The following is a 22,390-nucleotide window of genomic DNA, read 5'->3' on the forward strand; positions in this document are numbered from 1 at the left end:
CCCTCCCACGCGTGCGTCTCCTCGTGCACCTTCAGCGCCCACCGGGCCGGCTCCTGCGCCAGGTCGACCACGGTGCTGACGCGCTTGAACCAGTCCTTCCCCAGCTCGCCGATCCCGTAGATCAGCGCCCGGAAGTCGCCCGGGCCCACCTCCACCCACGAGCCGGACTCCGCGACGTCGGTCCCCTGGAACGCCGCCTGGATCGCGTTCCTGTCGTCCTTGAACGCCATGTACGGGTACGCCGTGGGGATCACCTTCAGCCCGCACGGCGGCTGGAAGCCGCCGATGGTGTTGAGCGCCTCCCGGAGCTCGCCCCCGTACTCCTCGATCTTGGCGGCGTCCAGGTAGGCCTGCCGGTAGTCCTGCAGGGAGGCCGCGGCGGGGGCGCCGGCCAGGGCCAGCGCTCCAATCAGGGTGAGCAGCGCTAATCTCACTTAGAACAATCCCCCGTGGCACTTTGGTAGTACTTTCCGGCCCGGAGTTGTTACCGATGAGTACCAAAAAGGTTTCGGGAATGACCTTTATCGGGCCACCTGGTGACCCGGTGCGATCCTCGGGGGAGGCCGGGATCGTGCCGATCCTGCTCGTTCTTCTCCTGCTGACGGTGTCGATCCAGCCCGCGGGGGCCGCGGGCGCGCAACCGCTGCAGTTCCACGAGCCGGACGCGGGCGTGCCGCCGGGGGAGTACTGGGCGGACCCCTTGGGTTGCCCCACCCCGTCCTTCTTCCGGGAGGTCGTGCTGCCGGACTCGAGGGGTCTGCTCGTCACCCCGCCAACCCGGCTGGCGGGCCGCCCCTACCCGGAGAACGAGGCCCTGGTGGAGAGGCTCGAGGCGCGCTGGCGGGAGCTGGCGGGGAGGCCCAACCGGGAGAAGATCGTGGCCCTGGTCTACTACAACTGGCCCCCGGGCCGGGAGTCCGTCACCGCCGATGGGCTGGACGTGTTCGGCTCGCTCGTTAACATCCTGGCCAATCTCAAGGCCGCGGGCTACGACGTGAGGACGCCCTGGGACCGGGAGCTGCTGGAGATCGCCCGGCTCGAGCGGGAGGGCCGGTGGGACGAGGCGGCCCGGCTGGTGAGGAGGCTCGAGGCCGAGCTCGCCCGGCTGGTCTGGCGGTACGGGATCAACGTGGGCTGGTGGAGCGGGGAGCGGCTGCGTCGGATGTACGAGGGTCGGGCCTACCTCGCGCTCATCCCCGTCGACGCGTACCGTCGGTGGTACGAGCGGCTGCCCGAGGTGGATCGGCTGTACGTGGAGGACGGTCTGCCCGGGCTCCTCTACGGGTACGCCCGGCTGCTGAGACCGCCGCTGAGCGGGCGTGAGCTGGAGTCGCTGAGGCGAGATCTGGAGGCGCTGCTGTCGGAGGCGCGGCGGCTGCTGTCGTCCGTGGGGCCGGTCGGGGTCGGTTCCGGCGATCCTAGGGAGCTTCAGGCCGCCCGGGAGGGGGCGCTGAGGGAGCTCTCCCGGCTGGCGGAGGCGGTGTTGGAGTACGCCTCGGGGCGCCTGGGCGCATCGGAGCTCCGCCGGGCGTTCGAGCGGGCGTTGGAGGCGGGCCGGCGGCTGGAGCGGCTGCTGGGGTACCGCACGGGCCTGTTCGGGTGGGGACCGCCGCCCGGGGACGTGATGGTCGTGGACGGGTACTTCGTGGTCCCGGGGCTGAGGTTCGGGAAGGTGCTGCTGGTGCCTCAGCCACCGCGCGGCTGGCTCTGGGGCTCGCTGGAGTCGTCGGTCACGTACCACTCGCTGCTGCTCCCGCCGCCGCACCACTACCTGGCCGTGTACCTGTGGCTGAAGCGGACGGTCGACGTCGTCGTGCACGTGGGCACGCACGGGACGCTGGAGTGGCTGCCGCTGCGTCGGACGCTCCTCTCGCACGTGGACTTCCCGACGGTGCTGCTCGGGGACGTTCCGCACGTGTACCTGTGGTGCGTGACGAGTGGGGAGCTGCTGAACGTCAAGTGGAGGACGAGCGCGGTGGTGATCGGGCACCTGCCGCCGCCCCCGGAGACGGCGACCGAGTTCTACCTGCGGACGCTCGTGGAGGCGCTGCACGAGTGCTTCCACTGGTTCCAGTCCGGCAGCCCGGGGCTCGCGGAGCGGTTGCGTCCGCTCATCCTGGAGGCGCTCCGCGTCACCCGGCTGTACGAGTGGATGGGTCTCTCCTGGGAGGACGTGGTCCGGATGGCGGGGACGGAGCGGGGTTTCGAGCGGCTGGTGGACCGGCTGCACCTATACCTGCACGCGATGCAGGCCCACGGTGAGCGCCCGGTGCCGGCGAGCCTGGCGCGCTCGCTGCACGTGTACGGGCTGGTCACCTCGGACGAGGTGCGCGCCTACGTGCGCGCCATCCTCTTCCGAGAGTTCCTGAGGCGGGAGCTCGAGCGCCGCGGGCTGAGCCTCGACGAGCTGGATCGAATGATCCGGGACCACCCCGACCGGGCCCTCCGGCTCCTGAACGAGCTCTGGGGCGAGTGGGACCGGCTGGTGTCCCACCCGGGGAAGCTGCGGTCCCTTTACCCCGACCTCTACCGGGAGGCGGAGCGGATCCGACGGCTCGTGATCGAGTCCGCCCGGCTCGAGATCGAGAGCCTGCTGAGCGCGCTTTCCGGGCGCCGGATCCCGGTGGGGCCCCCGGGCGACCCCACCCTGGACCCCTCCGTGCTGCCCACGGGGCGCCTGCTGTACGCCCTGGACCCGAACGCGCTCCCGTCCGAGGCCGCCTGGAGGGCGACCGAGGGGTTGCGGCCGCCTCAACGACCCACCCTGTTCCTGCTCTCCGCCACGGACCTAATCAACGACCGCGGCGCCTCCCTGGCCTACCTGATGAGGAGCTCGGGCCTGGTGAGGCTCGACGAGGGGTACGGGCTCACGGGCTCCCCGGTCTACGCCCCGGTCCTCGTCTGCCAGGGGCTGGAGTCCGTCTTCGCCCGGTGCACCCCGGGCCTCGCGCTGCTCAAGGCACACCTGGCGTGCGTCCTTAGGGCCTCGGAGCGGTGCCCACCGTCGGAGCTGGAGCGGCTCCTGGAGCGGCTGCGGAGCGGGTGCCGGGACCCGGAACTCCGGGCCGCGCTCTCGAGGATCCACGTCGACCCGGGCCTGCTCCGCCGGGGCCTGGAGGCGCTGCGGCGGTGGTACGAGTCCCTCCCGGTCCGGGTGCTCGAGCTCCCGGACTTCCGACCGGACCCGAGCTGGTACGGGGCGTGGGCGGTGAAGTTCCTGTACGGGGTGCAGGTGGAGGGATTGCCGGTGGAGGAGGCCGCCCGACGCGCCGCCGCGGCCCTGTACGGGCCGGCCGACTACACGACGGGAGTGCGGGTGCTCGCCGAGCGGCTGGAGCCCCGCGAGTGGGACCTCTTCGTGGCCTCGCTGCCCGCCAAGCTGGGCCGGATCCTGCTGCCCGAGGGCCCCGTCTCGGACCCCGGGATGTTCGAGCTGGAGCTCCTGCTGGTCGACCAGCTCGTGAAGGCGGAGACCGACCGCATCTGGGGGGCCTTGGCGGAGGACGTCCTGGAGTTCGGCGTCGCCTGCCTCGCCCTCTCCCGGGCCGTGCGCGGCGCGTGCCTCGACCTGCTGCTCCTGGACCCGACCACCCGGGAGCTGACCCCGTTCCACGCGGAACTGCTGCGCGAGTTCCACTCGCTGCTACTCGACCGGGACTGGATACTCTCGCTGAGCACCCCGGGCCAGGCCGCCGCGCTCTTCGAGCGGGTGTCGAGGCTGCTGGGCCTGATCGCCGCGCTGAGCCCCGTCATCGAGTCCCCGGGCACCCCGGTGGAGGAGGCGCTCGCGGGCGCCCTGGGGCAGCTCCTGTACGAGGTCACCCACCGGTTGGTGCTCGACCGCGAGGTGGCCCGGCACCTGGAGCGGATCAACCCGTACGCGCTGGAGGCGATCACCGCCCGGGTCTTCCACCTGTACTACCGGGCCGGGGAGGCCCTGCTCCGCCGTACCTACCACGCGCAGGTCATGGTCTGGGAGGGCGAGCTGAAGGAGGTGAGCCGCTGGGTCGAGCGGGCCAGGAGGGAGATCCTCTCCCGATCGTTGGAGCTGTTCTCGTACCTGTCGCGGCGGTACGGGGCGTGCGGATGCTTCGAGGAGGCGGCCAACCCGGTCCTGAGGTCGGTCCTCTCCCTTTCCAGCCCCGTCAGCGCGTTCCTGCCCAACCCGTACGCCGTCGGACTCGTCCCGGCGCGGCCGATCCCCGCCGGACGGCCCGGTTCGATCTCCATCCACCCGTCCACCGCACCGCTCCCGTCCCCGCCACCGGTCTCCCCCTCCCCCAGCCCGGAACGGGGCGCCCCATCACCCAGTCCGAGTCCCGCGCCCGCGACGTCCGTGGGTGTTGGGCCAGCCGGACGCGTCGCCGTGAGGTCCCCCGCGGTGGCTCCGGGGTCCCGGGTGACCCTGGCACTTCCGTCTCGCCTCGTCTCGTCGACCGGTACCGTGTCGTCGCCCTGGATCGCTCGGACCGACCGGCGCTCTATCATCGGGCCGGTCGCCGTCCGGTTGACCGACCGGCCCGTCGGTGGGGGGACGGCCCCGTCTGCGGTCGGCCGCTCGATGGCGCGCGGGCCAGTTCGGATCTCCCCGGTCGGTTCCCCGCTCTCCCGGTCGGTCGGCCTCGCCCGCTCGGTCTCGAGGTCGGGGTCGGGTCCGTCCAGGGGCGGGTCGACCAGGTCGCCCGCCGTGTCCCTCTCCCGCCAGCCGTCTCGCGCCTCCGGGTCTCCGGTCCCGGTGTGGCTGCAGCGGTTGCTGTTGCTGGTGCTGGTCGGGCTGGCGCTCGGGGTGGGGGCGTGGTCGTGGTCGGGGCGCAGGGAGCGGGTGGGGTGGACGGAGGGTTGGTGATCACGCGTGCTTGGCGCGGTGGATGAACTTCCTCACGGCCTCGGGGTCCTTGACGCCCGGCTCCCGCTCGACGCCGGAGGAGGCGTCGACGGCGTGGGGTCGCACCTCCCTGACGGCCCGCTCGACATTCCCCGGGTTCAGCCCGCCGGCGAGGATCACCGGGACGTCCACCCGCTCGACGACCTCGGCCGAGGCCGACCAGTCATGGGTGCGCCCGCTGCCGCCACACTCCTCGGACTTGGTGTCCAGGAGGAGGGCGTCCACGACCTCCAGGTACCCGGACAGGGTCTCGTCGTCGACCCGGTCGTCCCCCAGCCACAGGCGCCCGGACGCGTCGACCCACAGCGTCTTGATGACCTCGTACCCGAGCTCCCTCACCCGCTCGCAGTCCTCTGGGCTTTCCGTCCCGTGAAGCTGGGCGACGGTGGCCTCCTCCACGCGCTCGAGCACTCCCAGGTCGTCCATCACCACCGTCACTTTGGAAACGAATGGGGATACCGTGGAAAGGATCTCGTTTGCCGTTTCCGCGTCCACGGACCGGGGGCTGGGGACGGGGACCTCGGTCACGCAGCCGATCGCGTCGGCCCCGGCCTCCTCGGCGAGTCGCGCGTCCCGGGTTCGGGTGATCCCGCAGATCTTGACGCGGACCACGGTCAGTCCCCCAGGTAGTCGGTGAGCGTGCGCTGGCCATCGCCCTTTCCGTCCCGGTCCGTGGCCTCGGGTTCCAGCCGTCGCCACTCGAGCCCGTACTTCTCCAGGAGGCGGCGGCAGCCGTCGGTGATGGAGGGGGCGACGAGGATGCCGCGCACCTCCTCGCCCCGCTCCTCGCGGAAGGCCTCCACGTACCGGCGGAGCTGGGAGGCCGCGTCGACGCCGGCCCGGGCCCGCTTGAGCTCGAGGACGACGAGGCGGCCGTCGGCGTCGTACCCGACCACGTCGGCGATGCCGGCCCGGCACTCGACCTCCTCCCGCACGGGTTGGAAGCCGGGCTCGATGACGTCCGGGTTCCGCCAGATGAGGCGCTTCATGTCCTCCTCGGAGCGGAACAGGGAGAACACGGAGCGCTCGCTCCGGGCCCCCTCCTTGGGGAGGGAGCAGGCGAGGAGGACGCGGTGGAAGTAGACGATCACCTCCTCCTTCACGTCGAGGCGGCGGGAGCGGAGGACGACGAGGTCGTCCCGCACCTCGAGGGACTGTCGGGAGGGGGCGGGGTTCCAGTTGGTGGGTTCGCGCTTCTCCAGGGCGTTGTGGAGGAGGAAGGTGCCGTCCGGCTTGCAGATGGCCAGCCGTAGGGCGGGTCCGGCCCGGGACTCGGCCCGGCCCCGGTACTCGGCCTCGCAGATCCCCGCGATCAGGACGGGCCGCTTGCCCAGGTCCCGGGCGAGGGTCTCCAGCTCCCGGGGCGTGGGCTCTTTTAGCACCCGGACCCCGGCCAAGGCCCGCTCCCCTGGTCGGGGGCTGGGTGCGGTGTCGGAGCTGCCGGTGGCACCGTTCGAGCGTAAGCTGCGGGCGGCGGGCGACGGGATGCGGGTCAGCCGCCGGGCCCCGGTGGTCCTTCGGGACAGCGTGCAGCGGCTCGCGGAGCGGATCGGGGAGCGGGCGGGGAGGCTGGCCGCGGCGCGGGGGAAGAAGTACGTGGAGCGGGAGGACGTGTGGAGGGCGTTCCTGGAGGTGGTGCTGGGGATCGACGCGGGGGAGTGACTCAGTCGCCCTCGAACCGGTCGATCGCCCGCTCCGCCACGCTCTCGACCGCGTCACCCACGTGGTCGTAGTCACCGCCGACGGCGATCGGCACGTTGTCCACGTACACCACGTCCAGCCCGGCCCGGAGCGCCTCCCGGGTGGCCACGTCCACGGCCGCGGCCTTCAGCTCCGTGAGCAGCACCTCGGCCTCGTCCACGTACCGCTCCAGGTCCCGGCGCAGCTTCGGCCGGTTGCTCAGGTGGGGGGACGTGCCCACGATCTCGCACCCGTACTCGGACTCCAGGTGCTCCACGAGCTTGGGCACCACCGCCTCCGGCGCGGTGGTGACGAAGATCGCCTTCTTCCCGGAGACGTCCTCCACGGGCTTGGGCCGGAAGACGGTCCGAACGACCTCCAGCCCGTCCTTCACGCGCCGGACGCCCCGCTCGACGCGGCGCACCTTATCCTCGTCCGCCATCGGCTCCTCGCACATCGTGAGGATCGCCAGGTCGCACATGCGGATCCGGTACGGGCCCAGGTACCCGGTCACGTGGCGCAGCGGCTGGTTCGCGCCCACGATGACGATGCCCGCGTCCGTCTCGATCGGCGGGATGGCGGCGCCGCTGCCCTCGACCACGATGAAGTCCGCCGGCAGGTCGTTGGCGATCTCGGCGCCCTGCAGCACGTTGTCGATGAACGTGCGGCCCGCGAGCCCACCCGCGCAGCGCCGGCACCCCACGGTCGGGATCCGGCTGAGCAGGGCGTCCTCCCAGTGATCGCTGGCCGCGTGCTTGCCCTTCTCCGCCTGCTCCAGCAGGTACTCGGGCGTCAGCTCGATCTCGTCCCCGCGCACCACCTCCGGCTCCCTCGGGCCCCCGCGCCCCATCACGACCACGCACGGGTTGTACCCGCGGGCGTGCAGGACCCGGCACGAGTAGGCGGAGACGGCCGTCTTACCCACCCGCTTCCCGGTCCCGATGATCCGCATCGACGGCTTCTCGAGCACGTCGTGCATCTCCACGGGCTTAAGCTTGAGGTCCGGGCACCAGTACTCCGCACCCGCGGAGAGGACGGTCGCGGCGATCCGGAACCGGTCGTCCGGGGAGACCACCGGCTCATCGCTGAGGTCCAGGACCACGTCCACGTCCTCGCGCTCCACCACCTCCTCGATCAGCTCCAGGGGCAGCTCGTCCTCCCGCTCGGGCAGCCAGACCCTGACGCCCAGCTCCCGCTTGACGTCCTCCGGCTCCCCGATCTTCTCCGTACCACCGATGAACACGGCCCCGACCAGCTCACCCAGCTCCTCCTCCACCACCCGCAGGGCGGCCCGGGTGACGGGGATGTAGTGCTCCCCGTCCACGAGCGCCAGGATCCGGGTCATCCCTCCAACCCCCGCAGCACCTCCTCCGAGGTGACGAGCTCCGCGCCCAACCGCTCCATGTGCTCGAGGGCGAACCGGTGCGCCTCCTCGTCCAGGGAGGCCACGCAGTCCCTCACCACCTTAACGTCGTAGCCCCTCATGAGCGCGTCCGCGCAGGTGAAGAGCACGCAAACGTCCGTGCAGACCCCGGTCAGGTACAGCTCCCTCGCGCCGCGGACGCGCAGGTCGTAGTCCAGCGTCGTGCCGTAGAACCCGCTGTACTTCCGCTTCCGAACGACCACGTCCCCCTCCTTCGGCTCCAGCCCCTCGACCGGCTCGGCGCCCTCCGTCCCCGCGACCGCGTGCTCGCCCCACACCTTGAACTCCGGGTCCCCCGGGTAGTGCTCGTCCCACACGTGCACCACCAGCTCACCGGCCTCCCGGAACGCGTCCGCCAACCGGGCGATGGTGGGGACGAGGTCGCGCGCCCCGGGCACCTCCAGCGGGGCGCCCTCCTCCACGAAGTCCCGGAGCATGTCGATGATGAGGAGGGCCCTCACCGGGCCCGCCCCCTCCGACCCGCGATCGCCAGCAGCGGGGCCGCGAGCGCGATCGCCCACCAAACGGGCGTGAACCAACCCCGCTGCTGCGCCCTCTGCCGCTCGCGCTGCTCCTCCCACAGCGGCTTCGCGGCGGGCTCCGCGTTCGTCAGCTTCACGACGGCCAGCGTGACGGTCTCACCCGTCTTCTCCATGTCCTTCGGATCCAGCTTGTCGGCCGTGTTGGACCTACTCCACGGGGCGACCTTGAACGGCTGGTTCATCACCTGGCACACCGGCACGCGCCGGATGTGGTTGTGGTAGAACGGGTACGTGTCGCTCGGGTAGGTCGTGTCGCCCACGGTCACCGGGTGCCCCAGCTCCCTCGCGCACTGCTCGAGCAGGCGGATCAGCTTCGGGTCGCCCTCCACCGGCTTCGGCTGGGCGCTGCGCCGCGTGAGGAACACGTTCTCGCCCGCGCCCACGCAGTTCAGGTCGATCACGGCCTCGCAGTTCTTCACGATGTCCGGGTGCTTCTTCACGAACGCCTCCGAGCCCTTGAACCAGAGCTCCTCACCGCCGAACCCGATGATCAGGACCGTCTTCCTCGGTCGGAAGTTCTTGGCCAGGACGCGGGCCATTTCCACCTGGATGCCCATGGCCGCCGCGTCGTCCGTCGCCCCCTCGCAGAAGCCCGGCGAGTCGATGTGGGAGCCCACGATCACGTACTTGTTAGGCTCCCGCGTCCCCTTGATCTCCCCGATCACGTTGTACGTGCACTTGCCCCCGCCGAGGTCCACCTTCTCCTTCCACACGTTCAGCCCGTACTTCTTGAGCTCCCGCTCCATCATGTCCGCGGCCTTCAGCTCGGCGTCGTTGCCCCCGTACCTGGGACCCAGCTTGCACACCTGCCTGGCGAAGTTCAGCGCGTGGTTGGGGTCGAACTCCCGGACCTTGTCCACCGGGTTGAAGGCGGTCGTGCCCGTCCCAACGACCGCCACCAGGACCGCCAGGGCGGTCGTCACCGCGGGAAGGAGCCGTCGCATGCCCGGGAACCCGCCCCGCTATCGTTTTGGATCATGTAACGATTCCCGGATGGTGGACCCGCCGGGATTTGAACCCGGGGCCACGGCCTCGCAAGGGCCGCGCTCTGCCAGACTGAGCTGCGGGCCCGCCTCCGGTCGCGGTCGTTCCTAAAGGACGTTAAAATAGTTTACCCCTTCTTCCCGCCCTTCCCCTCACCGCGGTCGCCCGATTCGTCCCCCGACCGACCCCTCACCCACAGGACCGCCGCGAGGCCGCCAACCGCCAGCGGCACCCCCACCGCCAGCGCCGTCGCCAGCGCGCTCCACCCGCCCGAGGAGGACCGGGCCTTGGGCCGCTCCCGCTCCAGCGTGACCGTCCCCAGCTCCCGGCGGGCCGGGATCTTCGGGAGTTGATCGGCGGGCACGCGCCGACCGAGGAAGTTCACGGGGTCCGGGGCGCCCGGGGCCCCGCCCACCATGGCGCCGCCGTCGTAGGAGGCCCACACCCGGATCCGGAGGCCGCGCCCGGACGGCTCCAGGCTGTACGTGATCACGTCCCGCCGGTGGATCCCGTACGTGTCCCGGCCCGCGACCTTGATCGCGGCGGTGACGGGGTCCCTGTCGTACTCCCGGTACCGGCCCACGGCGTAGTAGTGCGGGTTGTTGGTCACCTTCACGTACTCACCCTCCCGGAGCCGAAACCGCTCGAGCCGGCCCGCCGAGACCCGGTAGTCGTACACGGCGATCCCCACCGTGCCGTCCGGGGCCTTGACCACGAAGTGCCCCCACCGGTTCTCTCGGAGGAGTTCCATCGCCCGCCGGACGTCCTCCCGCTCGATCCTTCCGCGCTCCACGACCCGCTGCCCGAGCCTCTCGAGCTCCCGGTTGATCGTCGGGGAGTCCCGGCCCCCGATCGTGAGGATCCATCCGTCGCGCGTGATGACGGTGTGGCAGAAGTACCCGCCGGAGTTCCGCTTGAACTCCTTGAGCGCCGGCCTGCCGGCCCATTGAACCCGCTGTATGACGATCTCCGCGGGCGTCTTGGCGTCCCGGCGGTAGGCGAGCACGTAGTGGTCGTCCTTCACGTGGACCAGGACCGTGCAGCAGCCGGAGGGGTGGGCCAGTGGGGCGAGCAGCAGGAGCTTCGTCACCGCGGTGAGCACGCTCATCCCCCCACGCGCTCGGCGACGGCGCGCCCGGCGATGACGCCGGTGGCGGCCGCGTTGACGATGTCCCGGGAGAGGCCGGCCCCGTCCCCGGCCACGAAGAGGCCCTCCACCGCGGTCTCGAGCTCCTCGTTCGTCCGCACTCGGGCGGAGTAGAACTTGATCTCGGGCGCGTACAGGAGGGTGGAGTCGGAGGCGACGCCCGGGATCACCTCGTCGAGGATCTCGAGCCCTTCGATGATGTCGAGCGTGACGCGGTGTGGGAGGGCCATGGACACGTCGCCCGGGGTCACGTCCGTCAGGGTGGGGGTGACCTGGGAGCGGTTGATGCGGTCCCAGGTGGAGCGGCGGCCGCGGCGGAGGTCGCCGAGGCGCTGCAGGATGGGCCGGTTGCCGCCGATGGTGGTGGCGAGCTCGCCGATGGACCGGCCGTACTTGATCGTGTTCTCGACGGGCTCGGTCAGGTCGACGCTGACGAGGAAGGCGAAGTTCGTGTTCTCGGACTTGCGGTCCCGGTACGAGTGCCCGTTCACGCCCACGAACCCCTCGTACGTCTCCTTGACCACGTACCCGCCGTGGCAGACGCAGAAGGTGCGGACCTGGTCGTCGTACGTGGGCGTGCGCAGGCGGAACTTGGGGTCCAGGGAGACCTCCACGATCGGGTCCATCACGACCTTCGGGACCTCCACGCGGACGCCCACGTCGATCGGGTTGTAGCGGATGCCGAGGCCCAGCCGCTTGGCCTCGCGGATCATCCAGTCGGCGCCGACCCGGCCGGGCGCGACGATCACGTAGTCCGCCTCGACCTCGCGCCCGTCCTCGAGGCGGACGCCCCGAACCTCCCCCTCCGAGGCCAGGATCCGCTCGACGCGCGTCTTGGTGACGATCCGGACGCCGAGGTCCTCGAGCTCCCGGACGAAGGACTTGATCACCTTCGGCAGGTGGTCGGACCCGATGTGACGCTGCGGGATGCGGACGAACTCGACGTCCGCGGCGGCCGCCCGCCGGGCGATCTCCTCGGCCTTGGGGCCCGAGGGCTCGCGCAGCTCCCTCGGGGCGCCGTGCCGCAGGAAGACCTCGTCCACGTACTCAACCAGCCGCTCGGCCTCGCGCCGGTTCCCCACGATCTCGGTTAGGTCCCCGCCCACGTCCGGTCGCAGGTTGAGCACGCCGTCGGAGAGGCCGCCCGCCCCGCCCACGCCCCGCATCACCTCGCCCTTCTCCAACCGCTCGTCCACGTCCGGACCCTGCTCGTAGACGATCACCTCGACGTCGCCCTCCGCGCGCCGGGCGACCTCTCGGGCCGCGAAGAGCCCGGCCGGACCCGCGCCGACGACGATCACCCGCGCCATGGTCGGCCTCGCCCGCACCGATCATCCCGGGGTCCGGTCACCGTCCTCAGAAGTCGTCATCCCTCGTCCCGACGCCGGCTCGCCGCCTCCAGCAGTTCGTTCACGGCCTCCAGCAGCTTGACCGTCTCCGACTCGGGCACCCCGGACTCGCCGCCCACGGGCACCACCTGCAGCTCCGCCTTCAGGTCCTCATCCACCTCTTTCAGCGCCTCATCCACCGTCCGGGCCAGGTGCACGGCGATGGCGTACGGCTCCTCGAGCCCCGGGTACCCGCGGATGACCGCGAACAGGTCCCACTCCCCGTCCTCCGGGTTCTGGAACAGGACCACGTAGTACGCGTACTTCGCGTCCTCGGGCACCGGCGGCTCCAGCTCCTCACCGCCTCCTCCGCGCGAACTCATCGAACACCTCCCCTAGCTCGACGTCCAGGTAGGCCAGCAGCACCATCACGTGAAAGATCAGGTCGGTGGATTCATAAACCACGCCCTCGCGGTCACCGTCCTTAGCGGCCAGGATCAGCTCGCCGGCCTCCTCGATGATCTTCTCGCAGATCTTGTTCAACGCGGGCTTGCCGTCGTCGCGCGTCAGCTCGGCCACGTAAGAGCCCTCCGGCCGCTCCTCGATCCGCCGCCGGATCACCCGGAACACCTCCTCCAGCACGTCGGCGCCGGCCAACCCCCGTACCCCCGGGGTGTCCCGGATGAGCGACGACTACCGCGTCCGGATCCGCGGGATATACTCCACGGCCCTCACCAAGCTGTGCCTGGATCACGGTCTCCGGATCACCCAACCCTCGGACGACATCCTCGAGCGCTTCCCCGACGCGGAGTTCGAGGACGGCTCCCCGGACGTGGACGTGCGAGACACGAGGAACCGCCACGGGATCGAGGTGCACGGGGAGCGGGAGCCGGTCGAGGACTTCCTGGACCTCCTCCGCCGGGAAACGCTCGCCACGGTCACGACCGAGCGCGTCGGCGAGGGCAGCGTGTTCAAGGGCGTGGTCGAGGAGATCGACGACCGGGCGGGCGTGGCCGTCATCGACCTCGGCTCCGGCCTGCGCGGGTTCCTGAGCGAGGAGGAGTCGGAGCTGGTGGAGGAGGGGGAGGAGGTCGTCGTCCAGGTCGCCCAGCCCGTGTCCGAGGGACCGCTCAAGCTGACCACCGAGGTCTCCGTGGCGGGCGAGTACGCCGTCCTGCTCCCCGTGGAGGGGGTCAAGGTCAGCCGGAAGATCCGGGACGAGAAGGAGCGGGAGCGGCTCCGGCGGCTGGGCGAGGCGCTCGTGCCCGAGGGCTGGGGCCTCATCTGGCGCACCGCCGCGGAGGGGCGCTCCGGGGACGAGCTGGCCGAGGAGGTCGAGCGGCTGATCGAGGAGCGGAAGCGACTGTTCCAGCGCGCCGAGCGGATGGACGAGCCCGGCCCCATCGTCGAGTACCGGGAGGTCGAGGTCGAGCTCCACGCCCTCACCAAGCACCAGCTGGACCGCGTCCGCGCCCGCGTCCTCCCCACGATCACCGGCCACCACTACTTCAAATGCCGCAGCCGCGCCGCGAGCGTCGCCGTGGACACCGTGGAGCCCTTCCTCGAGCGGCTCGACGAGGAGGCCGTCACCGAGCGCCTCATGGAGTGCCTCACCCGCTCCGAGGGCCCCTCCGAGGGGGACCGGGTCGACATCTACCACGTCAAGCCCGGGCGCGGCGTGAAGAAGCTCGGCGGCGAGCCCCGGGTCGAGTCGTACGACCCGACGGAGGGGCTCCTCAAGGTCCGGCGCCGCATGAAGGGGCCCGGGTACTACGACGGGCTGGACAAGCCCATCGAGGAGGGCGACTACGCGATCACCCTGCTCCCCGACGGCTCCATGGTCACCGTGCACGAGTACTACAACAAGGACGGCGAGTTGAAGGGCCGGTACTACAACGTCAACACGCCGGTCGAGATCACCCGGGACGGGGCCCGCTACGTGGACCTCGAGATCGACGTGGTCGAGCCCGAGGAGGGAGAGCGCGAGATCATCGACGAGGACGACCTGGAGCGGGCCGTGGACGAGGGCTGGATCCCGGAGGAGCTCGCCGAGCTCGCCCTGGAAACGGCCAAGCGCGTGGAGGAGCGGGGGCTGGAGGAGGTCCGCCCGCACCCCGTCTGGAAGGGGTTCGAGCCGTGAACCCGCGGCGGGCCCTCACCCGGTGCGACGGGTGCGGCGCCTGCGAGTCCCGCTGCCCCATGAACGTGCCCCGGCGCCGGTTCAACACGCTCGCCGCCGCCGGACGCCTCGAGGAGGCCCTCGAGCTGGCCAGCGACTGCACGCTGTGCGGGCTCTGCGAGCGGGTCTGCCCGCACGGGATCCCGCACACCGAGCTCCTCGCCGGGCTCCGGGCGGAGGAACCGACCCCGAGCGCCGTCGAGCGCGCCCTCCGGAGCGGGACCCCCTACCCGAGGAAGCTGGAGGGCGAGGGGGAGCCCCTGGACGGGGACGTCGTCGCCGTCCTCGGCTGCACGATCCGCAGCCGCCGCGAGTGGCTGGAGTCGGCGCTGCGCCTGGCGCGCCGGGCGGGGCTGGCCACGCTGGGGCGCGAGGAGCCCTGCTGCCTGAACTTCGCCCGGAAGCGGGGCGAGGAGGTGCCGGAGCGGGTGCGGGAGCGGTGGCGGCGGCTCTTCGAGGAGTACGACGCGGTGGTCGTGTTCTGCCCCGGCTGCCTCGACTTCTGCATCGAGGTGCTGGGCGAACACCCCCTGTACTACGCCGCCATCGCCGAGTTCGAGGGCGTGCCCCGGGGGGCCACCTACAAGTCCCCGTGCCACCTCGTCCGGCACGGGCTGGACGACGCGGTCCTGTCCGCCCTGCCCGACCACGTCCGCACCCCACCCCGACGGCACCGCTGCTGCGGGGGCGGGGCCCTGGTCGGCGAGCCCTCGCCCGACACCGTCCGGGCGCTACGTCGGTCCGGGGAGCCCGTGATCACGCCCTGCCCCATGTGCACGCGAACCCTGGAGGGGGAGCTCGACGTCCGACCGCTGTGGGGGTACGCGGTCAACTTATCCCCCGATGAGGAGCCCGCTGTCTGCTGACCTTCGGGGCCGGGAGTGACGACGTTACGCACTCCCCGAGGGGGTCCCACCCGTGACGCTCACCGAGGAGGATCTGGAGCTCATCCGCCGCGAGCTCGGCCGCGAGCCGAACGAGACGGAGCTGGCCATGTTCGAGAACCTCTGGTCCGAGCACTGCGCGTACCGCAGCACCCGGCGCCTCCTCCGGCAGCTGCCGACCGAGGCGGATCACGTGCTCGTGGGGCCCGGGGACGACGCGGCCGTCGTCGCCATCGACGACGAGTGGGCGCTCGTGGTGGGGATCGAGAGCCACAACCACCCCTCCTACGTGGACCCCTACAACGGCGCGGCCACCGGCGTGGGCGGGATCGTCCGGGACGTCCTCTCCATGGGCGCCTTCCCCATCGCCCTCCTGGACCCGCTCCGCTTCGGTCCCCTGGACGCGGAGCGCGTGCCCTACCTCGTGGACGGGGTCGTGCGCGGGATCTCGGACTACGGGAACCGGATCGGCGTGCCCACGGTGGGCGGCGAGCTCGAGTTCGACCCCTCCTACGCGCGCAACCCGCTCGTGAACGTGATGTGCGTGGGCGTGGTGCGTCGGGACGAGATCGTGCGCGGTCGGGCGGAGGAGCCGGGGGACGTACTCGTCCTCATCGGGGCGCGCACGGGCCGGGACGGGATCGGAGGCGCGGCCTTCGCCTCGGAGGAGCTGGACGAGTCGTCCGAGGAGGAGGACCGTCCCGCGGTCCAGATCGGCGACCCCTTCACCGAGCGCCTGCTGATCCTCGCCCTGCGCGAGCTCGTGCGGCGGGGCCTGGTCAAGGGGTGCAAGGACCTGGGCGCGGCCGGGCTCACCTGCGCCGCGGCCGAGATGGCGGCGGACGGCGGCGTCGGTGTCGAGGTGGACGTCTCCCGGGTTCCGCTGCGAGAGGAGGGGATGGAGCCCTGTGAGATCATGCTCTCCGAATCCCAGGAGCGCATGCTCATCGTGACGTCGCCGGAGGACGTGGACGAGGTCCTCGAGGTGTGCGAGCGGTACGGGCTCGAGGCCGCCGTGGTGGGCCGGGTGACGGACGACGGGTACCTCACGGTCCGCGACGGGGAGGAGCTCGTCGCCCGGGTCCCGGCCAAGTTCCTCGCGGACGGGGCGCCCACGCTCGAGTGGGAGGAGGAACCGTACTCCTACCCCGAGGACGTGGACGTGCCGGAGCCCGACCCGGAGGACGCCGCGAGGGCGATCCTCTCCTCCCCGAACGCGTCCCCCCTCCTGCGGGAGTGGGTCTACCGGCAGTACGACCACGGGGTGCAAGGGCGCACGCTGGTCGGGCCCGGGCACGACGCCGCGGTGCTCTGGCTGCAGCACGAGGGGCTGGAGGACCGGGCCCTCGCCCTGACCACGGACTCCAACCCCCGGCACGTCCTGATCGACCCGAAGGCGGGCACGGAGGGCTGCGTGGCGGAGGCGCTCCGGAACATCGCCACCGTGGGCGCGCGGCCCCTGTGCCTCGTCGACTGCCTCAACTTCGGTAGCCCGGAGAACCCGCGGGTGTACTACCAGCTGCGGCGGTCGATCGAGGGGCTCGCGGAGGCGGCGCGCCGGTTCGACGTGCCCGTCGTGGGGGGCAACGTGAGCCTGTACAACGAGCACGAGGAGGACGGCCCCGTCAACCCCACCCCCGTCGTCGGGGCGGTGGGCCTGATCGAGGGGCTGGAGCACCTGGAGGACTTCCCGAGGACCCCGGAGGAGGGGGAGTCGATCGTCCTCCTGGGGGAGACGCGGCCGGAGCTCGGCGGCTCCCTGTACCTGATCGAGTACCACGAGATCAAGGGCGGGAAGGTGCCCCGGGTGCGGTACCGGGAGGAGCGCCGGCTGCACCGGCTGCTGCGCCGCCTCGCGCGGGGGGCCCGCGCGTCCGCGATCCGGGACGTCTCGACGGGGGGCCTCCTGGTCGTCCTCGCGGAGACGCTGGGCGAGGTGGGGGCGGAGGTGGATCTCTCCCGCGCCCCGGGCCGGGTGCCGCGCTGGGACTACCTGCTGTTCTCGGAGAGCCACGGGCGGGCGCTCGTGGTCACCGACGAGCCGGACCGGGTGCTGGAGGAGTCGCGGGAGGCGGGCGTCCCGGCCGAGGTGGTCGGTGAGGTGACGGGGGACGGGGTGCTGCGGGTCGAGGCGGGACCGGCGCGGCTGGAGGTGAGCCGGGAGACGCTCGAGGCGTGGTGGCGCGAGCCGCTGAAGCACCTGGAGTGAGGGGGAGTACCGCTGAGCGAGTTCCTGGTGTTCATCGACCACCCGTCGAAGAAGGAGGTGCCGGACTCGGAGGTGGAGCTGGCGCGGAGACGCGTGGAGAACCTCGGAGGTCGGATCGTGTGGTCCGTCGCGGGCAGCCTGAAGAAGTACCACCCGGACGTGCGGTACGTGGACCGGCTGAGGAAGGAGGGGTACGAGCTGGCGCTGCACCTCAGCCCCGGCTACATCGGCGTTCATCGGACCTCGCTGGCCACGGGCGTGCCGGAGGGGAAGATCCGGGAGGCCGTCCTCGGGGCCCTGAGGCTCGTGGACGGGGCGCGGTACCTGACGCTGTGCGGGCCCCTGCACACGGCCTTCTTCCGGGGGAAGGTGCCGAGGAGGGGCTGGAAGGACGACCTGGGGCCGAAGCTACACCCGTCCGTGGTGCACGGGTTCGGGCGGGCGGCGCGGGACGCGGGCCTGAGGCTGCTGATCGGGGTGCGGACGCCGGACTGGATCCGGGGCATCCTCGACGAGCTCGGCGTGGAGTACGTGGAGGGGGTGGGGATCGACCGGTACACGATCGACGATGAGGATCCGGAGCGCGCCGCCGAGATGATCGTGGAGGGTCGGGGATCGGCTGTGATTGTGCACCCGCGCCGTGATACCTTCAGGCGGTTACACAAGTTTATTACGCACCTAAAACGCCTTCTGTAAGGGGCGGATAACGCCGATGTATTCCAATCTGTCCGAGGAGGATCTAAAGGTGATTAAAGAAGTGACCCTGTCGCTGCTGGAGGACGAGGAGGGGATCGACCCGGAGGTGGCGCGGCGGACGGTGGACATCATCCTGCGGCGGGAGGCCATCGACGAGGAGATCGCGGGCGAGCTGGGGGTGGATCCGCGGGAAGTTAGGAAGGTGCTGTACAAGCTGCACGAGCGCGGCGTGGTGTCCTTCCGGAAGGAGCGGCGGAAGGAGTACCGGTACCCCGTCTACGCCTGGAGCCTGAACCTGCGGGAGGTGCTGCGCCGGGGCCTGGAGATCAAGGAGCGGGAGCTGGAGGACGTGGAGCGGGCGCTGACCAACGACATGTCCCACCCGATGTTTCACTGCGGTAACGAGGAGTGCCCCGTCCTGAGCTTCGAGGAGGCCATGGAGTGCGAGTTCCGGTGCCCCAACTGCGGCGAGATGCTGCAGGAGGTGGACATGACCGAGGAGCGCCGCCGGATGGAGGAGCTGGCGGAGGAGTTAAAAGAGGAGATCCGGCGGCTCCGGGAGCTCAGGGAACGGCTCGGTGGATCGGGACCCGATTGAAGACCTGCGCCGGGTCGGCTGCCCGGAGCGCGTGATCCGGCACTGTCGGGCCGTCTGCGAGCTCGCCGTCGAGATGGCGGAGCGCTGCCGGGAGGACGTGGACGTCGACCTGGTCCGCACCGGGGCCCTGCTGCACGACATCGGCCGGGCGGAGACGCACGGCATCGAGCACGCGGTCGTCGGCGCCCGGATCGTCCGGGAGCTCGGATACCCGGAGCCCGTCGCCCGGATCGTGGAGCGGCACGTGGGCGCCGGGATCCCCCGGGAGGAGGCGGAGGAGCTGGGGTTACCGCCCAAGGATTACGTGCCCGAGACGCTGGAGGAGAAGATCGTCGCCCACGCGGACAACCTGACGTTCGGGACCGAGCACGTCCCGATCAAGGCCGTCGTCCGCAAGTTCTCCGAGCGGATGGGTGAGGACGCGCCCCCCGTGCGCCGGCTCATCCGGCTGCACCGCGAGCTGTCCGAGCTGGGCGCGGTACCGCCGGAGCTCGACCGGTGGTGATCGCTTGCCCGTGGTCGACGTCACGATCCTTGAGAAGCTGTACCGGGACGGCGGGGCCGAGGAGTCGCTGCTGAGCCAGGTCCGCGAGCTGCTGGGCGACCTGGAGGTCGAGGTGGATGAGGTCCGCAGGAACTTCCGCTCCTGGGCGATCCTACGACTCCGAGGACCGGACGCGGAGGAGGCGGCCGAGCGCCTGGTGGGCGAGTTCGATACCGTGCGCTCCCTGTTCGACCTCACGCCCGGCGACGTGATCTACGGGCGCATCATCGACCTTTACCGGGTCGGATACGGAATCTACGTGGACGTGGGCGTGGTGGGTCCCCGGGTGGTGGACGCGCTGGTTCCCCTCTACCGGCTCCGGGAGCAGCTGCTCGGCGGGGAGAAGGCCTCGGTCCGCGACATCGGGCGCAGCTTCGGCTTCGTGGAGAACCTCCCCCTCGAGGTGGAGATCGTGGAGGTGAACGAGGAGGAGGGCGAGATCGAGGCCCGGCTGACGGACGAGCAGGTGGAGTACCTGCTCGAGATGGCCGCGGACCCGTACGACCGGCTGATCGTCGCCGGGGTCACCCGGAAACGGCTCCAGCGCGCCCTGAATCGGGCCGGTTTCGGCCGCCGGGTCCTCCGCATCGAGAGGTGGGGCCTCCTGGAAAATGAGGTGGTGCTCGCCGAGGGCACCGACGCCCCCGGCGTCCTGAGCCGGGTGGGCCCCTACCTGAAGGGGGCCGAGGTCGAGCTCGTGTACGACGACAAGTTCCTGGAGCGGATCGGGTTCATCCCCAGCCCCGAGGGGCCCATCCTGGAGTGACTCAGTCGCAGATGTCCTCGAACAGGTCCATCAGCGGCCGCACCTCGATGGCCAGGACCCCGAACATCTTCTCCTTCCCGCTCGAGTAGAACCTCCGGTACACCTCCACCCCCTCCTCGATGGAGTCCACGTTGGGTAGCACGTTTTCCAGCCCCTCCTCCCGCAGCATCTCCTCGAACGAATCGTACTCCCGAACGTCCACGACCTCGACCAGGAGCCGCCGATTGAACAGGATCTTGTCCCCGGGCTTGATGCGCACCCGCTTGTCGTCCTTCACCCGCCCCTCCACCGTCTTCTTCCCCTCCTTGATGAGCTCCAGGTACTCCTCCTCCAGACCCATGTGATGGACCCGGAGCTCCCGCCCGCGCCTCTTAGCCTCCTCCAACCGCACGGGATCCACCCCCTCGAACAGCAGCGTGCCGACGATGACCCCCACCACGCCCGGCGTTCCCAGCGCCAGCTCCACGTGCTCCGGGCGGCCGACCCCGCCCCCGACGACCGCGTCGCAGTACATCCCCACGGTCAGGCCCGCCTCGAACGGGGGACCCTCCCGGGACCCGACCGCGCCCACGTCCACCACCACGACGCCCGGACGGCGACCGCAGATCAGCTCCACCGTCTCGTCGAGGAACTCACCCACCCGCTCCCACGGCCCCAGCACGCTCGACCCTTCCAGGTCCAGGCCCGCCACCGCGTCCTCCATCACCTCCAGGTCGTTTAGGTACTCTTCCGCGTCCTCGTAGCACTCCGTCGGCAGGATCCTACGGGCGTGGGAGGGGAGATCCACGTCGCACCGGCCAGCGTCGACGAGCGCGGGCACCTCCAGGGACTCCAGGAACTCCAGGTCCGCGCCGGGCTCCCCGTCCAGGATCGCGTCCAGGTCCGCCACGTAGACGAAATCCAGGTCGTAGCGGTCCACGAGCTCCGACGCCAGCTCGTGCGGGTCGTCGGGCAGGTCGTACGCGCGCGAGATCGGCTCGTACTCCCGCTCCTCCGGACTCTTACGGACGACCACCCGACCCCCTCGCAGGTCGAGGGCCACCCCCAGGCCTAAGGGCTCCTCCGACGCGTCGAGCAGGTCCCAGCAGGCCGCCTTGTACAGCTGCAGCGCCCGGACCATCAGGTGCTCCGCCCTCCCCTCCACGGCCCGGGTGAGCTCCCGCAGCGTCTCCACCCGGTACCCGCGCTCGGCGGCGGCGTACCCGACCGCCGCCTCCGGGTTCAGCCCGCCGAGGCGCCGGATCCCATCCCTCAGCGCGCCGATGGCGCCCCGCACGAACACCCGGAAGTCCGACTCCCGCTCGCCCGACAGGGACTCCAGGCGCGCGTCCGAGACCCTTCGAAGCGTCGCCCTCAACCCCGTCAGCAACCCGCGTTCCCCCGAGGAGATACTTTTACCACGGGCCCGCGTGGGGTCGGGGTGACGCGATTGCGGGCCGCCCTGGCGCTGGAGGACGGGACGGTGGTGCACGGGGAGCTCTTTGGGTGCCCCCGGGAGGCGGAGGGGGAGGTCGTTTTCAACACCTCGCACACCGGGTTCCAGGAGGCGCTCACGGACCCCTCGTACCGCGGCCAGATCCTCATCATGACCGCACCGATGCAGGGTAACTACGGGATCCTGCCGGGGGCGGGCGAGTCGGACCGGGTGCAGGTGGAGGGGTTCGTGGTCCGGTACCTGCACGACGGGCCGGTGCATCCCCGGGCCGAGGGCACGCTCGACGAGTTCCTGGAGGAGAACGGCGTGCCGGGGCTGGCCGGCGTTGACACCCGAATGCTGACGCGCCGGATCCGCACGGAGGGCGCCATGCGTGGCGTGCTCGTGCCCTACGAGCCGGACGATCCGCCCGATCGGGAGGAGCTGGTGGAACGGGCGCGCCGGGTGCCCCACATCTCCGAGCTGGACCTGGTGCCCAGGGTCTCCACGGAGGAGCCCTACCGGTTCTCCGAGGGCGATCCCGAGGTGATCGTTATCGACTGCGGGGTGAAGCGGGGCATCCTGCGGGAGCTGGCCCGGCGCGGGGCCGGCGTGCTGGTGGTCCCGTACGACACGCCGGCGGAGGAGATCCTGGACCGGGACCCGGACGGGGTGCTGGTCTCCAACGGGCCCGGGGACCCGGCGCGCGTGAAGGAGACCATCGAAACGGTCCGGCGGCTGGTCGGGGAGGTGCCACTGATGGGGATCTGCCTCGGAAACCAGATCCTCGGGCTGGCCGAGGGTGGCCGCACGTTCAAGATGAAGTTCGGCCACCGGGGCGCCAATCAGCCGGTGAAGGACCTGAAGGACGGTCGGGTGTACATCACCTCGCAGAACCACGGGTTCGCGCTGGACCCGGAGAGCCTGGAGGACACGCCGCTGGAGGTCCGGTGGGTGAACGTGAACGACGGGACCGTAGAGGGCGTCGTGCACACGGACGCGCCCGCGTTCTCCGTCCAGTTCCACCCGGAAGCCAACCCGGGTCCCTGGGACACCCGGTGGCTGTTCGACGAGTTCCTGGACCTGTGCCGGGAGTACTAGAGGGGTCGGG

21 protein-coding genes and 1 tRNA gene are annotated in these 22,390 nt (G+C 71.1%); 10 read left to right on the forward strand and 12 right to left on the reverse strand.

The window, feature by feature from the left end; all coding sequences use genetic code 11:
* Positions 1–434 (reverse strand): hypothetical protein (locus tag ACXJJV_RS04225; RefSeq protein WP_456466935.1); only part of this gene is annotated, 434 nt, incomplete at its 3' end.
* 137 nt (positions 435–571) lie between these two features.
* Between ACXJJV_RS04225 and ACXJJV_RS04230 the strand changes: the two genes are divergently transcribed.
* Entirely contained in the window at positions 572–4,846 is a 4,275-nt protein-coding gene (locus ACXJJV_RS04230; RefSeq protein WP_456466936.1) for a cobaltochelatase subunit CobN, read from the forward strand.
* Here ACXJJV_RS04230 and ACXJJV_RS04235 read toward each other — a convergent pair whose 3' ends face one another.
* Positions 4,847–5,497: a phosphoribosylanthranilate isomerase gene (locus tag ACXJJV_RS04235; RefSeq protein WP_456466937.1), complete on the reverse strand. Its 651-nt coding sequence runs from the start codon at positions 5,495–5,497 to the stop codon at positions 4,847–4,849. It abuts the gene before it with no gap.
* Positions 5,498–5,499: 2 nt separating this feature from the next.
* Entirely contained in the window at positions 5,500–6,282 is a 783-nt protein-coding gene (gene nucS, locus ACXJJV_RS04240) for an endonuclease NucS (protein ID WP_456466938.1), read from the reverse strand.
* A gap of 31 nt (positions 6,283–6,313) precedes the next feature.
* On the opposite strand from nucS, the gene ACXJJV_RS04245 reads away from it, so the two are divergent.
* Positions 6,314–6,547: a histone-like protein gene (locus ACXJJV_RS04245; protein ID WP_456466939.1), complete on the forward strand. Its 234-nt coding sequence runs from the start codon at positions 6,314–6,316 to the stop codon at positions 6,545–6,547.
* Position 6,548: 1 nt separating this feature from the next.
* On the opposite strand, the gene ACXJJV_RS04250 is transcribed toward ACXJJV_RS04245, so the two are convergent.
* The 8 genes from ACXJJV_RS04250 to hisE all read right to left on the reverse strand — a co-directional run bounded on the left by ACXJJV_RS04250 (position 6,549) and on the right by hisE (position 12,646).
* Positions 6,549–7,910, reverse strand: coding sequence for a 2,3-diphosphoglycerate synthetase (locus tag ACXJJV_RS04250; RefSeq protein ID WP_456466940.1), 1,362 nt, complete (start codon positions 7,908–7,910; stop codon positions 6,549–6,551).
* Entirely contained in the window at positions 7,907–8,449 is a 543-nt protein-coding gene (locus tag ACXJJV_RS04255; RefSeq protein ID WP_456466941.1) for a cysteine hydrolase family protein, read from the reverse strand. The genes ACXJJV_RS04250 and ACXJJV_RS04255 overlap by 4 nt, the downstream gene beginning before the upstream one ends.
* Complete coding sequence (locus ACXJJV_RS04260) at positions 8,446–9,474, reverse strand: M28 family metallopeptidase (protein WP_456466942.1); 1,029 nt, start codon at positions 9,472–9,474, stop codon at positions 8,446–8,448. Before ACXJJV_RS04260 ends, ACXJJV_RS04255 begins: the two co-directional genes overlap by 4 nt.
* A 50-nt stretch (positions 9,475–9,524) precedes the next feature.
* Positions 9,525–9,601, reverse strand: a tRNA-Ala gene (locus ACXJJV_RS04265).
* A 40-nt stretch (positions 9,602–9,641) separates the two neighbouring features.
* Positions 9,642–10,616: a hypothetical protein gene (locus ACXJJV_RS04270; RefSeq protein ID WP_456466943.1), complete on the reverse strand. Its 975-nt coding sequence runs from the start codon at positions 10,614–10,616 to the stop codon at positions 9,642–9,644.
* A 2-nt stretch (positions 10,617–10,618) separates the two neighbouring features.
* Positions 10,619–11,971: an NAD(P)/FAD-dependent oxidoreductase gene (locus ACXJJV_RS04275; RefSeq protein ID WP_456466944.1), complete on the reverse strand. Its 1,353-nt coding sequence runs from the start codon at positions 11,969–11,971 to the stop codon at positions 10,619–10,621.
* Positions 11,972–12,027: 56 nt separating this feature from the next.
* Positions 12,028–12,372: a hypothetical protein gene (locus tag ACXJJV_RS04280; protein ID WP_456466945.1), complete on the reverse strand. Its 345-nt coding sequence runs from the start codon at positions 12,370–12,372 to the stop codon at positions 12,028–12,030.
* Positions 12,347–12,646, reverse strand: a complete 300-nt coding sequence (gene hisE / locus ACXJJV_RS04285) for a phosphoribosyl-ATP diphosphatase (protein WP_456466946.1) — start codon at positions 12,644–12,646, stop codon at positions 12,347–12,349. The genes ACXJJV_RS04280 and hisE overlap by 26 nt, the downstream gene beginning before the upstream one ends.
* A 25-nt stretch (positions 12,647–12,671) precedes the next feature.
* On the opposite strand from hisE, the gene ACXJJV_RS04290 reads away from it, so the two are divergent.
* The 7 genes from ACXJJV_RS04290 to ACXJJV_RS04320 are packed head-to-tail and all read left to right on the forward strand — an operon-like array spanning position 12,672 to position 19,865.
* On the forward strand, positions 12,672–14,129 hold the full coding sequence (locus ACXJJV_RS04290) for a ribonuclease FAU-1 family protein (RefSeq protein ID WP_456466947.1): 1,458 nt from the start codon (positions 12,672–12,674) through the stop codon (positions 14,127–14,129).
* Positions 14,126–15,034, forward strand: coding sequence for a (Fe-S)-binding protein (locus tag ACXJJV_RS04295; RefSeq protein WP_456466948.1), 909 nt, complete (start codon positions 14,126–14,128; stop codon positions 15,032–15,034). The genes ACXJJV_RS04290 and ACXJJV_RS04295 overlap by 4 nt, the downstream gene beginning before the upstream one ends.
* Positions 15,035–15,086: 52 nt before the next feature.
* Positions 15,087–17,261 (forward strand): phosphoribosylformylglycinamidine synthase subunit PurL, encoded by a 2,175-nt coding sequence (gene purL, locus ACXJJV_RS04300; protein ID WP_456466949.1) that lies wholly within the window; start codon positions 15,087–15,089, stop codon positions 17,259–17,261.
* Positions 17,262–17,288: 27 nt separating this feature from the next.
* On the forward strand, positions 17,289–17,957 hold the full coding sequence (locus ACXJJV_RS04305) for a hypothetical protein (RefSeq protein WP_456466950.1): 669 nt from the start codon (positions 17,289–17,291) through the stop codon (positions 17,955–17,957).
* Between the two features lie 16 nt (positions 17,958–17,973).
* A complete protein-coding gene (locus ACXJJV_RS04310; protein WP_456466951.1) occupies positions 17,974–18,555 on the forward strand; it encodes a hypothetical protein in 582 nt (193 codons plus the stop codon).
* Complete coding sequence (locus tag ACXJJV_RS04315) at positions 18,536–19,060, forward strand: TIGR00295 family protein (RefSeq protein ID WP_456466952.1); 525 nt, start codon at positions 18,536–18,538, stop codon at positions 19,058–19,060. Before ACXJJV_RS04310 ends, ACXJJV_RS04315 begins: the two co-directional genes overlap by 20 nt.
* 10 nt (positions 19,061–19,070) lie before the next feature.
* On the forward strand, positions 19,071–19,865 hold the full coding sequence (locus tag ACXJJV_RS04320) for a DUF2110 family protein (protein ID WP_456466983.1): 795 nt from the start codon (positions 19,071–19,073) through the stop codon (positions 19,863–19,865).
* Position 19,866: 1 nt separating this feature from the next.
* On the opposite strand, the gene ACXJJV_RS04325 is transcribed toward ACXJJV_RS04320, so the two are convergent.
* Positions 19,867–21,234, reverse strand: coding sequence for an ASCH domain-containing protein (locus ACXJJV_RS04325; RefSeq protein WP_456466953.1), 1,368 nt, complete (start codon positions 21,232–21,234; stop codon positions 19,867–19,869).
* Positions 21,235–21,294: 60 nt separating this feature from the next.
* Between ACXJJV_RS04325 and carA the strand changes: the two genes are divergently transcribed.
* On the forward strand, positions 21,295–22,380 hold the full coding sequence (gene carA, locus ACXJJV_RS04330) for a glutamine-hydrolyzing carbamoyl-phosphate synthase small subunit (RefSeq protein WP_456466954.1): 1,086 nt from the start codon (positions 21,295–21,297) through the stop codon (positions 22,378–22,380).
* Positions 22,381–22,390 lie beyond the last annotated feature (10 nt).

It is taken from the genome of Methanopyrus sp., from assembly GCF_053997775.1.

Excerpts from the sequence above, each read along its gene's own strand:
- ACXJJV_RS04310 (WP_456466951.1), top strand. The coding sequence starts at position 17,974 with ATGTATTCCAATCTGTCCGAGGAGGATCTAAAGGTGATTAAAGAAGTG.
- ACXJJV_RS04275 (WP_456466944.1), bottom strand. The coding sequence starts at position 11,971 with ATGGCGCGGGTGATCGTCGTCGGCGCGGGTCCGGCCGGGCTCTTCGCG.
- ACXJJV_RS04280 (WP_456466945.1), bottom strand. The coding sequence starts at position 12,372 with ATGAGTTCGCGCGGAGGAGGCGGTGAGGAGCTGGAGCCGCCGGTGCCC.
- ACXJJV_RS04250 (WP_456466940.1), bottom strand. The coding sequence starts at position 7,910 with ATGACCCGGATCCTGGCGCTCGTGGACGGGGAGCACTACATCCCCGTC.
- ACXJJV_RS04290 (WP_456466947.1), top strand. The coding sequence starts at position 12,672 with ATGAGCGACGACTACCGCGTCCGGATCCGCGGGATATACTCCACGGCC.
- ACXJJV_RS04260 (WP_456466942.1), bottom strand. The coding sequence starts at position 9,474 with ATGCGACGGCTCCTTCCCGCGGTGACGACCGCCCTGGCGGTCCTGGTG.